The following is a 12,035-nucleotide window of genomic DNA, read 5'->3' as shown; positions in this document are numbered from 1 at the left end:
GCCGCCGGCATCTGGCACAACTGGACCACCGGCGCCAAGATCAAACGATCTCTCATCGCCTACGACCACTGAGAACATCGGACTCACTCATCTAGCCGCCCGCAGCTTCGGGCCCCGGCGTCCGGGAGGCCGGGGTCATGAGTTACGGCAGGGTGACACCTGAAGGCTGCCGTGCCGGCGGTGTGGACGATGTGACGACCTTCACGCCCATGTAGCCGAAAGTGATGAATTCCTTACGCAACAGGTGCGTAAGGGACTGTAGGCAGCCAACGCGCGATTCCCGGAGGTCCTTCCCGTGCGACCGTTCACCCTCAACTACGCCTACCCCAGCGGGCTGACGACGGTGGTGACCCCGTACCACTACGACGCCGCACTGCAGTTGAACGTCCTGGCCGACGGCCGTCCGGCCGTCCTGGACCGGGAACTCCTCCTCGCGGCCGGGACGACGGCGTCCACCGCGGGTTCCCAGACGCACTTCGACGACTGAGGACCCGGCGGAGCATGACCGTACTCATCCTCACGTCCGAGGAGGACGTGACCGCGGACCTGGTGGTGGCCAGGCTGCACGCGACGGGCACGCCCGTGCTGCGGCTGGACCCCGCCGACCTGCCCGGCAAGGCCGTGCTCTCCGCCGACTACGCGCACGGTGACTTCACCGGCCACCTCTCGGTCAACGGGCATGTGCTCAGCATGAGCGGTCTGCGCTCGGTCTGGATCCGCAGGCCCGGCGAACCCGCGGCCCACGCGCCCCACCCCTCGCCGTGGCTGACCGCGGAGACCCGCCAGGCCCTGTACGGCATGCTCCACTCCGCCTCCGCGCGCTGGATGAACCACCCGCAGAACGCGGACCGCGCCCGGCTCAAGCCCTGGCAGCTGGGCGCCGCCCACCGCAGCGGCTTCGCGGTGCCCCCGACCGTGTTCACCACCTCGCCGCGGCTGGCGCGGGAATTCGCCGAGGAGCACCGCGAGGTGGTGGTCAAATCGGCCTCCGGCCCGCCGCCCGGGGAACCCGGGGTGGCCCTGCCCACCACCCTGATCGGCCCGGACGCCGACTTCTCCGGTGTGGCGGCCGGCCCCGCCCTGCTCCAGCGCTACGTCCCCAAGCGCGCCGACATCCGGCTGACCGGGGTGGGCGCGCGGTTGTTCGCCGCGTGCAAGAAGGCCGCGCCGGATCAGGTCGACGGACGCTACGGCGACACCGGGCACACCTGGGAGCCGGTGGCCGTCCCCGGACGCATCGCGGCCTCGGTGCGCGCGTACCTCGACCTGGCCGGCCTGGCCTACGCGGCCTTCGACTTCGCCGAGGACGAGGACGGCGTCTGGTGGTTCCTGGAGTGCAACCAGGGCGGTCAGTTCGGCTTCGTGGAGCTGGAGACGGGACAGCCGATCTCCGCGGCGGTCGCCGGCTGGCTGGCCCACCGCGCACTCGACCGCCCCACCGCCGGGAGGCGATGAGGCGGTCGGTACCGCGGCGACGGGCGCCGGGACGCGCGGGATCAGGTCCGCGGCTCCCGCCGGTGCACCGCCCGGCTCATCCTGCGGCCCAGCAGCAGGTAACCGATCAGCGCGCCGCTGGTGTTGAGGATGACGTCGTCGATGTCGAAGGCGCGGCCGGTGATCAGGGCGCCCTGGGCGAACTCGACCATGAGCATCACTGTCGCCGTGAGCAGCAGTACCCTCAGCAGTCCGCGCGCCTGGGGCGCGAGGACCGGGGCGAGCACACCGAACGGAACGCCCAGCAGCAGGTTCCCGCCGATCTGCTTGAGCGCGTCGTGCATTTCAGGCTGGTCCAGATAGGCCTGCAGGGAACGGCCCGGATGCAGGTTGGTGTGGGTCAGGGCCTCCGAGGCCGGGGACGGCTGCAGCGTCAGCTTGGCGAGCACCACGGCGAACGCCACCATCAGTACGAACGCGCAGGCCATCACCATGATGCGGGCCAGCACCCGGAGCACGCCCCCGGAACGGGGCGTCTTGGCGGGCCCGGCCGCCGGTGCGGATCTGCGGATGCGTGGGCGGCGCACCCCGGTGCGGGAGCTCAGGGCTGCACGAGCCATTGGTCCTCCAGTCTTCAACTTCCCTGACGTGCCGAGCGGATACCCGCGGTCGGGCCGACGATTCCCGCCGCAGGCCCGTCCGTTCACGCCTTCTCGTAGACGACCTCGACCTTCTCGAAGCCCAGGGAGCGCAGCAGACCCTTGAGCATGTCGCTGGTGTTCCCCTCGGCACGCTGGGTCAGCTCGCTCTCCTTGGCGGCCTCGCCGATGTGCTTCACCGCCAGCTTCTGCACCGCCTGCTCGCTGTTGGGGTTGTCGGAGAACAGGTCGCCGATCCGGTCGAGCAGCCCGCGCTGCTTGGAGACGGCGTAGGAGCGGTCGGGGTCGAGCGCCGGCTCGCCGAGTGCCGCGTGCGGCAGCCGGATCGTGGCGGACGTACGCTCCTTGTTGACCTTGACGTCGTTCTCGCCGACCTTGCCGAGGTCGACGTAGGCGTCGACGGTGCCCGCCCCGACGTAGAGCGTGCGGCTGCCCCGGATGGCGTCCGGCAGGTACTTGGCGTCCTTCTCCAGGTCGACGACGACCTGGAAGTTGCCGGAGGCCGCGTCGTAGCGGCTGATGTCCTGGATGGACTCCAGCAACGCGGGGCCCGAGCGGTCGTGGGTCTCCGTGCCGAACACGTCCTTCAGACCCGGGAGCACACTCAGCGCCATCCCGGCGAACAGCACGGCGAGCACCACCACGACGGCGCTCACGGCCTTCGCCCAGCCGGGCAGGCGCCTGGGGAGGCGCTTCATGGGAGTCGTCATGGTGACGGCCCTCCTTCCTACTGACCGGATGCCCCCCAATGGCGGTGTGAGACCTGCCGGTTGACCGAATGGCGCCGCTGAAGGAGGCCGGCGGGGCGCATCGGGGGGAGGCGCCGCCATCAAGGGGGCGCTCGCCCCGGTCCGCGGTGAGCCGCGCGCCCGTGCGGACGCCGTCGTCGTGTGGCGGTGGGCTCAGTAGCATGAGCGCGGCAGCCAAATGATCACGCGAGGAGCGGATTCGTGCGAGACATCGCCGTGTTCAGCGGTAGCGCCCACCCCGAGCTGGCCGCGGAGGTCTGCGCGCACCTGGGCGTGCCCCTCAGCCCGACCCGGGTCAGCCGGTTCGCCAACGACTGTCTGGAGGTGCAGTTGCAGGCCAACTGCCGGGACCGGGACGTCTTCCTGATCCAGCCGCTGGTCGCCCCGGTCCAGGAACACCTGGTGGAACTGCTGTTGATGTGCGACGCGGCACGCGGGGCCTCGGCCGGACGGATCACCGTCGTCATGCCGCACTATTCCTACGCGCGCTCCGACAAGAAGGACGCCCCCCGGATCTCGCTCGGCGGGCGCCTGGTCGCGGACCTCATGGTGGCGGCCGGAGCGAGCCGGGTGCTGGCGATGACCCTGCACTCACCCCAGGTGCACGGCTTCTTCTCGGTCCCGGTGGACCATCTGCACGCCCTGCGCGAACTGGCGACCCACTTCCGCCGCCTCGATCTGTCCCGGACGACCGTCGTCTCGCCCGACCTCGGCAACGCCAAGGAGGCGGCCGCGTTCGCCCGGATGCTCGGCGCGCAGGTGGCCGCCGGTGCCAAGCAGCGCTTCGCGGACGACCGGGTGAGCATCAACTCCGTGATCGGCGAGGTCGCCGACCGCGATGTGATCGTGCTGGACGACGAGATCGCCAAGGGCAGCACGGTTCTGGAACTCCTCGCCAGGCTGCGGGAGTTGGGCCCGCGCTCGATCCGGGTCGCCTGCACGCACGGCCTGTTCACGTCCGGCGCGCTGAAGCGGATCGGCGAGCAGCAGGACGTGCTGGAGATCGTGTGCACCAACACCGTTCCGGTGCCCGAGGAGGAGCGCACCGACAAGCTGCGGGTGCTCACCGTGGCCCCGCAGCTGGCCGAGGCGGTGCGCCGGATTCACAACGGCGAGTCCGTGAGCGCCCTGTTCGACGCGCCGCACAGCGCGTAGGCGCAGGGCCGCTCACGCCGGGCGGCGCTCACACTGGGCGGCGCTCATACCGGGCCGGACGTGGTCTCGGGCCGGCCCAGGGCCGCTTCCAGCGTGGGATGCGGGGGCAGCAGCCGGGCCAGTCCGGTCAGGCGCAGGACGCGCAGCGTGAGCGGCTGGACGCAGACCAGCCGGAGTTCCCCGCCGTGGTCCAGCACCCGGGTGCGCGCCCGGTGCAGCAGCCGCAGTCCGGAGCAGTCGAAGAACTCCACCCGCCCGAGGTCGATCACCAGGCGCGCGCCGGGCACCGCCGTCATCCGGTCCAGGTGAGGGAGGAGTTCGACCGCGGCGGCGATGTCGATCTCGCCGCGGAACTCCAGCACCGTGTACCCCCGCTCCCGGCGGACCTGTAAGTGCCGGGTGGGTGGCGCGGGTTCCTGCTGCACGACGACATCGCCTCCAACTGCTCCTTCGACGGCACCGGGCGCCGAGCGAGAGCAAAACCGTTCCCCGCACTGGAAGTTACCCTCGATGGAGTGAATCAGAGCATGTTCGATTGACATATGTCTTTGAATCGCGCAGAGATCGTCTGAGACGTCGGTGTCGCTGCGCCTCCCCGGCCCCGCGTGAGCGCCGGCGTCCGCGCGGTCACCGGCTCGCGTGCAGGGCGACCAGCAACTGCCATACCTGGTCGGCCACTTCGGCGGAGTCGGCGTCGATCATGCCGTGCAGCCAGTCGGCCAGCACCCCGGCGAAGGTGGCGGCGACCGCGGACGCGACGAGCGGGGCGTCCGCCGCGCCGGCCAGTTCCCGCTCGCGCAGGCTGTACGCCCTGAGGTCCCGGTGCAGGACACGGCCGAGCGGACCGCCCCCACCCGGAGTGAGCAGCTCCCGGTAGAGCGCCGCGTGCGGGGTGAGCGAGGCGAAGAACCCCACCAGCGCGGCCGGGGCGCGCACCGGGTCGGGACGGCCCCGCCAGGCGTGCAGCGCCTCCACCGCCTCCCGGACCACATCGGCGCAGGCGTCGACGGCCAGCGCCTCCAGTGCGTCGTAGTGCAGATAGAACGTGGCCCGGCCGACCCCGGCCCGGCGGACCACCCCGGCGACGGAGACCCGGTCCAGGGGGCGCTCGGCGCACTCCTCGAACAGGGCCCGGCGCAGCCGCTCCCGGGTGCGCGCGGCCCGCGGGTCCTCGGGCGGCGGGCCGCTCACCCGGCGGCCAGGACCGCGGCCAGGGCCACCGCGCCCGGCAGGGCCTGCGCCACCAGGATGCGGGGGTTGGCCGTGACCGCGCCGAACACGCCCGCGACCACCACGCAGGACAGGAAGAAGATCTGGGCGCGGTACCCGGTGGGGTCGGCGGCGATCAGGCCCCAGACCAGACCCGCCGCCAGGAACCCGTTGTACAGGCCCTGGTTGGCGGCCATGGGGGCGGTCGCCCGCGCCGTCTCCGGATCAAAACCGTGCAGGGAACGGCCTGGCTTCTTCTGCCACAGGAACATCTCCATCACCAGGATGTAGACGTGCAGCGCGGCCACCAGGCCCACCAGCACGTTCGCCAACGCCTCCATGGATCCTCCCTCTGATTTTCTGGACAGGTGTCCAGCATATCTGGGCATCTGTCCAGCTCGATTTGGCCGATTCGTGGCGGAGAGTGACGGAACCCTCACCTCCGTCGACCGGGTGTGGTTGATCCTTTTGCCTGCGAACCCGATAAGCTCCCGTACGGCGCTGCGAGTTGACCCGGTCGCGATCGGTCGTTCGTGGTGCGTACTCATGAGTGCGGTCCCTTGCACACCCCCCTGTTTCGATCGTGTTGGTTCGAAGGATGCAGATGGAACTCGCCACTCCGCCGCCGGCGGCGCGGGCCCCTGTCGCCTGGTACAGCTGGTGGCTGATGCCTCTTGCTTTAGGCGGCGGGACGGTAGCCGCGACATTCATGAGCTCCGAGCGCATAGCCGTGGCGGTGGCCGGAGCGGCCGCCACCGCGGCGAGCAGTGTGTGCGTGCGGCTCCTGATCCGCACCCGCACCCGCCTCGGCCGCGCCGAGAGCGGCTTCCGCACCCAGCAGGCCGAGCACTCCCAGCAGTGGCAGCAGCATGTGGCCGGTCTGGAGCGCCAGTTCGCCGCGGAGCGGGTCGCCCAGGAGGGCGAGCGCGCCGCGGCGGAGGTCCGCCTCGCCGAACAGGCCGGCGCCTACGAGGCGCAACTGGCCGAGCAGACCAGGGCTTTCGAGGAGCGGCTGACCGCCCAGGCTCAGTCCTACGAGGCCCAGCTCGCCGATCAGGCCGAGGTCCTCAGGGAGCAGCTGACCCACCAGCACGACGCGGTGGCCCGGCTCGCCGGGGAGCAACTGCCCGAGGCGCTGGAGCGGTTGCGCGCCGGTGACGCGGTGGACGACCTGCTGCCGGCCGGCGGTGCCGCGAAGGTCGGCCCGGAGCTCCAGGCCGAGCTGCGCAAGGTGCTGCGTACCGCGCTGATCGGGGTCGAGGCGGAGTTCAACCGCTCGACCTCCGCCGAGCAGGCCGTGATCAGTATCGGCAACCGGATCCACGTCCTGACCAGCAAGCTGCGCGGCCGACTGCACGAGATGCAGGGCGAGCACGGGCGGCTGCCGTCCGTGGCGCGCGGTCTGATGGAGCTGGACCAGGCCATCGGCCCGGCCGACTGTCTCGCCGCCAGCGTCGGCGTGCTCGGCGGTTCGGACCGGCCCGGACGGCAGTGGCAGGAGCCCCAGCGGCTGCTCAGCGTGGTCCGCGGCGGCATCGGCCGGATCAAGGACTTCCACCGCGTCGAGGTACGGCATCTGCCCGAACTCGGTGTCGACGGCGGTCTGGTGGACCACCTGACGCTGATCTTCGCCCACCTGCTGGACAACGCGGCACGCTACTCGCCGCCCACCGAGCCGGTGGTCGTCTCCGGCAAGGAGGTGCCGAACGGCGTCGGCATCGAGATCCAGGACTCCGGCAAGGGCCTGAGCGAGGAGAAGAAGCGCGAGGCCGAGCACGCGCTGGCCGGTACCGCGCCCGGCGCCGGTCTGGGCGGGATCTCGGAGGACGCCAGCATCGGGCTGCGCGTCGTCGGCTCCCTGGCCCGCCGCTACGGCATCCGCGTCACCTACGCGGACTCGCCGTGGCTCGGCACCTCGGTGGTCGTCGTGGTCCCGCACAAGTACTTCAGCCCGCTGCCCGCGTCCGCCCCGGTCGCCGCTCCGGCCGCCCAGGCGGCCGTCGCCCCGGCCGCGACGGAACTCCCGTCCCGTACCGCCGGCACCGCGCCGGCCGGGACGGAGCCGGACCCGGACGTGGAGACCACGCCCGGGGGCCTGCCCCGGCGCCGCAGCAGGCGGAGCGAGCCCGCCCGGCACGAGCCGGCCGAGCACGCCGAACGCGGCGAGGTCACCGCGGTCGCGGCGGTTCCGCCGGACGCGTCCTTCGCCGGTCTCGCCGCCTTCGCCACCGCGGGCCGCGAGCCCGACGCGAGCGGGACCGCCGAGGGCCCCGGGGCCACCGCGGGACGCGAGTCCACCGAGCACCAGACTGAAGAGAGCGACAAGTCCGCATGACGCAGCAGGGAACCGACGTGAGCTGGGCGCTCCGGGATCTGGTGGAGTCCATCCCGGAGATCCGTTTCGCCCTGGTGGCCTCCAGCGACGGCAAGGCCATCACCTCCTACGGCGCCGAAGACCCCGACGACGTGGACCGTTTCGCCGCCGTGGTGGCCGGGCTCCAGGCGCTGGCCCAGCCGGTCGCCGAGCAGTTCCCCAAGTACGCGGGGCAGTTGCGGCTGGCGATGATCGAGGTCGACGGCGGTCACCTGTTCGTCGTCCGGGCCGGTGTGGAGACCTACCTGGGCGTCCTCGCCCGGGAGGGGCTCGACCAGGGGCTGCTCGGGCATCAGATGAGGGATCTGGCGCGGAGGATGGGCGAGTTGCTCGGCACCACCCCGCGCCTGGAGGAGCACTCTGGATGAGTGCCCCCCGCCGGCCCACGGACCCTCCCCCGAGTTCTCGGCTCCGCTCGACTTGGGGGGACCCCCAAGGTCTTGAGCGCTACTACGTCCTGACCAAGGGGCGCAGCGGACCGGGCGGTTCGGCGTCGAGTCTTGACGTGGCGACCCTCATCGTGTCCCGCGCGGCCCCCGGACCGGGACTGCAGCACGAGCACGAGGAGATCCTCCGGCGTTGCCGCGATCCGCTGTCGGTGGCCGAACTCGGCGCCCACCTCGGATTACCGTTCAACATTCTCGCGGTGCTGCTGGCGGACCTGCTGGAGGCAGGCCGCGTCGAAGCCCGTGACCCCATCCCGGTGCACGGCGCCGGTCGCGGGCCCGACCTCGCGCTCCTTGAGGAGGTACTCAGTGGACTTGAAAGGCTTTGACCACCCCGGGGAGCCGGCGGGGTCGGGCGGCACCCGCTCGGTGAAGGTGATGATCGCCGGCGGGTTCGGCACCGGGAAGACCACCATGGTGCGTTCCGTGAGCGACATCAAGCCGCTCACCACGGAGGAGACCCTCACCCAGGCGAGCGCCGACGTCGACCACCTCATCGGCGTGGCCGACAAGACGGAGACCACCGTCAGCCTCGACTTCGGCAAGATCAGCATCAACGACAGCCTGATGCTGTACCTGTTCGGCACCCCGGGCCAGGAACGCTTCTGGTTTCTGTGGAACGGCCTGTTCAAGGGCGCGCTCGGCGCGGTCGTGCTGGTGGACACCCGCCGGCTCGCCTCCAGCTTCCGGGCGATCGAGGAGATGGAGCGGCAGGAGGTGCCCTTCGTGATCGCCCTCAACGTCTTCCCGGACTCCACCGAGCACCCCATCGAGGAGATTCGGGACGCCCTCGACATCCCGGCGCACACCCCGATCGTGGTCTGCGACGCCCGGGACCGCGCCTCCAGCCGGGACGTGCTCATCACGCTGATGCGCCATCTCAAGGAACGCTCCGCCGTCGCCCTGGAGCCGCGATGAACGACGAGAACCGCGAAGGCACGGCCGGTCCCGGGGCCCCCCGCGGCTGCCCGGTCGCGCACCACTCCTCGGACCCGGTCCGGCTGTACGGTCCCGAGGCGGCGACCGATCCGCAGGGCATCTACGAGCGGCTGCGCAAGGAGCACGGTTCGGTCGCGCCGGTGCTGCTGGAGGGCGACATCCCCGCCTGGCTGGTGCTCGGCTACCGGGACAGCCGGCGGGTGCTCGACAACCCCCGCCAGTTCGCCCGGGACGGACGGATCTGGCGGGACTGGCGGGAGGGCCGGGTCGCGGAGACCTCCCCGCTGGTGCCGATGCTCGCCTGGCGCCCCGACTGCGTCTCCCAGGACGGAGAGGCGCACCGCCGGCTGCGCGGCGCGGTCAGCGACGGACTCCAGTCCGCCGCCGACCGCGGTATCCGGCGGCACGCCACGCACTTCGCCAACAAGCAGATCGACACCTTCGCGGGGACCGGCCGCGCGGACCTGGTGTCGGAGTACTCCGAGCTGCTGCCGATGCTCGTCATGGCCCGCATCCTGGGCCTCGCCGAGGCGGAGGGGCGCCGCCTGGTCGAGTCCTGCGCCCAGGTGATGAAGGGCGGCGAGGACGCCGTCATGCACGACGGCGTGATCCGGGAGATCTTCGGCGAACTCGCCGAGCGCAGGCGCTCCGAGCCCGGATCCGACCTCGCCACCGGCCTGTTGGAGCATCACGCGGGCCTCGACCACGACGAGGTCGTGGCCCATCTGCGCGCGGTGCTCATCGCCGCGCACGTCACCACCAGCCTCCTGGCCCGGGTGCTGGAACTGGTGCTGACCGACGCCTCCCGGCTCTCCGGGCTGATCAGCGGCCAGCTGACCATCACGGCGGTGATGGAGGAGGCCATGTGGAACCATCCGCCGCTGGCCGTCCTGCCGGGCCGCTTCGCCGCCAGCGACGTGGAACTGGGCGGGCACTCCATCGAGGAGGGCGACCTGCTCGTCCTCGGTCTCGCCCCGGGCAACCACGACCCCGAGGTCCGGCCCGACCCGAGCGCCTCCGTGCAGGGCAACCAGGCGCACCTGGCCTTCGGCTCGGGACCGCACGAGTGCCCCGGGCAGAGCATCGGGATGTCGATCATCGAGGTCGCGGTGGACGTCCTGCTGCACCGTCTGCCGGGTCTGCGCCTGGCCGTGCCGCCGGAGGAACTCGGCGCGACCGCGTCCACCTGGATGTCCCTGCTGAACAGCCTGCCGGTCGAGTTCGCGGTCTAGGCCGCACCTCGCCCCCCGGACGCCGATGCCCCTCGGGGCACCGGCGTTCCGGTGTCCGGTGTCAGCCGTCGAGCCAGTCGCCCTGGAGTTCCGCCGGACGGTGACCGGTGCCGTTCCAGAGGAAGTGCGGGTGCGCGCAGCCGAACATGTAGGCGAGCAGTGCGTTGTCCTCGCGGCCGGTGTCGGGGTCGTGCAGGATGTGGAACAACTCGGACCCGACCGCGCCGGAGTCCTGCTGGATCTCCCGGGCGCGCTCCGTCGAGGCGCCGGCCAGGGAGGCCTCCACGGCGGCGAGGTAGGTGCGGTGCAGGATCTCCCACACGCTGTCGGTGTCCCCGTGCCAAGGGCCGTGGAGCGCCTCGAAGGCGTGCAGCTCGGCGTCGAAGAGGGCCCAGGCCGCGGGGTGTTCGGCCCGGCAGCGGGCGGAGAGCACGGCGGTGCGGGGGCTCAGCGCCGGCGCGGCGGGCCGCTCGGCGAGGGTGAGCGTGGTGCCGTCGGTGAGGATGCCCGTGCAGGCGTTGGGCTGGAGGTCGCACAGCGGGCACTCCTCGGCCGACGGGAGGCCCCGGGTGATGCCGTCGAACCACAGGGCGTGCCGCCCGGTGAGCCCCATCCAGACGACGGTGCTGGTCATCAGCCAGGTGTTCCACATCGGGGCGTGCGCCTCGGGCGTGCAGCCGAACTTGATCAGGGAGATCGCTGAGGCGGCGTAGAGCGCCTTGGTGTGGGCGGGCATGTCGGAGAGCCAGAAGTTGCTGATCTCGCCGGTGAGGGCGTCGACCCGCACGTCGGACATGTCGTCGACGACGCGGCACAGCAGCAGGGAGGCGAGGTGTTCCTCCTGCCAGAGTTCGGTGTCGGGCGAGACGTGCCAGAACAGGCAGTCCATCATCTGGAGCACCGAATAGGTGCTCTGGCCCAGCGGGTTGGTCTGGGGGAGGACGACCTCGCCCGCGGCGTGCCGCTGGAGCCAGTACTCGTCCACGGACCGCTTGTGGGCCGCGTAGAGCCCGCAGACCAGGGCCCGCGCGGTGTTGACGCTGAAGTTCTCGGCCAGCCGCGCCTCGACGATCCGGGTCAGTTCCGCGGTGTCGATGGTGTCGATGACCCGCTTGTACTCGTGGAAGAGGAGGATGTCGTCCTCGAAACGGTACCGCTGGCCGAGGTCGCGCTCGTGGTCGTTGAGCTGCCGGGCCAGGGACCAGCCGCCGGTCAGGACGCTGTCGAGTTCCCGGTGGTACGGCCACAGCTTGACCACGAGGGGCCGGCCGGCGCTCTGCCGCCAGCCGTAGTCGGCCAGGGTGCGTTCGGGGGCGGTGGGCAGCCGGAGGCACAGGACGCAGGGGCAGTCGGCCGCCGGTTCCGCCTCGTGCGGCGGGGTGAGGGCCCGGGTCCGCCAGGCCCCCTCCAGCAGCGCGCAGGTCAGCCGGCACATCTCGACGTCGGTGCCGACCTGGGGGAAGGCCGCCTGGATCACGCCCAGCGCGGCGTCGAGCCGTTTCAGTCTGGCCAGGCCCTCCTCGTCGGGCGGGAGCAGGGTGCGCGAGGCGGCGCGGAGGGCCCCCTCCACGCGCAGCGCGGTGCCGGCGGGCGGGGATCCGAAGGCGTCCAGCCGCACTCGGGCGGCCTCCTCGCATTCTCGGAAGTGCTCCGTGCTCCCACGGACGTGCTTCTCCATGAGGCGGGCCAGGGGGTTCCCCGCCCGCGCCGACCGCTGCCGGGCGCCCGGCTGGACCGGGAACGCGCGGTCGGCGGAGGTCTCCGGACCACCGGAGGGCAGATCGAGCCGGACGTCCCTAGGCATGGGTTTCCTTTCGGAAGGCACGGAGCAGAGTCCC

14 protein-coding genes are annotated in these 12,035 nt (G+C 71.7%); 8 read left to right on the top strand and 6 right to left on the bottom strand.

What is annotated here, in order from left to right; translation table 11 throughout:
* Positions 1–295: 295 nt before the first annotated feature.
* Positions 296–487, top strand: a complete 192-nt coding sequence (gene tgmA / locus AB0E07_RS17305; protein ID WP_362251916.1) for a putative ATP-grasp-modified RiPP — start codon at positions 296–298, stop codon at positions 485–487.
* A gap of 14 nt (positions 488–501) precedes the next feature.
* On the top strand, positions 502–1,455 hold the full coding sequence (tgmB, locus tag AB0E07_RS17300; protein WP_362251913.1) for an ATP-grasp ribosomal peptide maturase: 954 nt from the start codon (positions 502–504) through the stop codon (positions 1,453–1,455).
* Between the two features lie 41 nt (positions 1,456–1,496).
* Here the strand turns inward: tgmB and AB0E07_RS17295 are convergent, their stop codons facing one another.
* Positions 1,497–2,054, bottom strand: a complete 558-nt coding sequence (locus AB0E07_RS17295; protein WP_362251910.1) for a VanZ family protein — start codon at positions 2,052–2,054, stop codon at positions 1,497–1,499.
* A gap of 83 nt (positions 2,055–2,137) precedes the next feature.
* The gene (locus AB0E07_RS17290; protein WP_362251907.1) at positions 2,138–2,803 is read right to left on the bottom strand and encodes a DUF4230 domain-containing protein; all 666 of its coding nucleotides are present in this window, start codon (positions 2,801–2,803) and stop codon (positions 2,138–2,140) included.
* Between the two features lie 240 nt (positions 2,804–3,043).
* On the opposite strand from AB0E07_RS17290, the gene AB0E07_RS17285 reads away from it, so the two are divergent.
* The gene (locus AB0E07_RS17285; RefSeq protein WP_362251904.1) at positions 3,044–3,997 is read left to right on the top strand and encodes a ribose-phosphate pyrophosphokinase; all 954 of its coding nucleotides are present in this window, start codon (positions 3,044–3,046) and stop codon (positions 3,995–3,997) included.
* 44 nt (positions 3,998–4,041) lie between these two features.
* On the opposite strand, the gene AB0E07_RS17280 is transcribed toward AB0E07_RS17285, so the two are convergent.
* From AB0E07_RS17280 to AB0E07_RS17270, 3 genes are all read right to left on the bottom strand, one after another.
* Positions 4,042–4,422, bottom strand: coding sequence for an anti-sigma factor antagonist (locus tag AB0E07_RS17280; RefSeq protein WP_362251901.1), 381 nt, complete (start codon positions 4,420–4,422; stop codon positions 4,042–4,044).
* 202 nt (positions 4,423–4,624) lie between these two features.
* Entirely contained in the window at positions 4,625–5,188 is a 564-nt protein-coding gene (locus AB0E07_RS17275; protein WP_362251899.1) for a TetR/AcrR family transcriptional regulator, read from the bottom strand.
* Complete coding sequence (locus tag AB0E07_RS17270) at positions 5,185–5,547, bottom strand: DUF1304 domain-containing protein (RefSeq protein WP_362251895.1); 363 nt, start codon at positions 5,545–5,547, stop codon at positions 5,185–5,187. Before AB0E07_RS17270 ends, AB0E07_RS17275 begins: the two co-directional genes overlap by 4 nt.
* 263 nt (positions 5,548–5,810) lie before the next feature.
* Between AB0E07_RS17270 and AB0E07_RS17265 the strand changes: the two genes are divergently transcribed.
* From AB0E07_RS17265 to AB0E07_RS17245, 5 genes are read left to right on the top strand one after another with little or no spacing between them, the layout of a single operon-like run.
* The gene (locus tag AB0E07_RS17265; RefSeq protein ID WP_362251892.1) at positions 5,811–7,541 is read left to right on the top strand and encodes an ATP-binding protein; all 1,731 of its coding nucleotides are present in this window, start codon (positions 5,811–5,813) and stop codon (positions 7,539–7,541) included.
* The gene (locus tag AB0E07_RS17260) at positions 7,538–7,948 is read left to right on the top strand and encodes a roadblock/LC7 domain-containing protein (protein WP_015655861.1); all 411 of its coding nucleotides are present in this window, start codon (positions 7,538–7,540) and stop codon (positions 7,946–7,948) included. The genes AB0E07_RS17265 and AB0E07_RS17260 overlap by 4 nt, the downstream gene beginning before the upstream one ends.
* Entirely contained in the window at positions 7,945–8,355 is a 411-nt protein-coding gene (locus AB0E07_RS17255) for a DUF742 domain-containing protein (protein WP_362251889.1), read from the top strand. Before AB0E07_RS17260 ends, AB0E07_RS17255 begins: the two co-directional genes overlap by 4 nt.
* Positions 8,336–8,944, top strand: coding sequence for an ATP/GTP-binding protein (locus AB0E07_RS17250; RefSeq protein WP_362251886.1), 609 nt, complete (start codon positions 8,336–8,338; stop codon positions 8,942–8,944). Before AB0E07_RS17255 ends, AB0E07_RS17250 begins: the two co-directional genes overlap by 20 nt.
* Positions 8,941–10,197 carry a cytochrome P450 gene (locus AB0E07_RS17245; RefSeq protein WP_362251883.1) on the top strand — a complete coding sequence of 419 codons (1,257 nt, stop codon included), beginning with the start codon at positions 8,941–8,943 and terminating at the stop codon, positions 10,195–10,197. The genes AB0E07_RS17250 and AB0E07_RS17245 overlap by 4 nt, the downstream gene beginning before the upstream one ends.
* 61 nt (positions 10,198–10,258) lie before the next feature.
* Here AB0E07_RS17245 and AB0E07_RS17240 read toward each other — a convergent pair whose 3' ends face one another.
* A complete protein-coding gene (locus AB0E07_RS17240; protein ID WP_362251880.1) occupies positions 10,259–12,001 on the bottom strand; it encodes a hypothetical protein in 1,743 nt (580 codons plus the stop codon).
* Between the last annotated feature and the right edge of the window lie 34 nt (positions 12,002–12,035).

It is taken from the genome of Streptomyces sp. NPDC048002 (genome assembly GCF_040653275.1).
In the GTDB taxonomy this organism is placed as follows: Bacteria; Actinomycetota; Actinomycetes; order Streptomycetales; family Streptomycetaceae; genus Streptomyces.
This window is presented reverse-complemented; position numbering and strand designations above follow the sequence as displayed.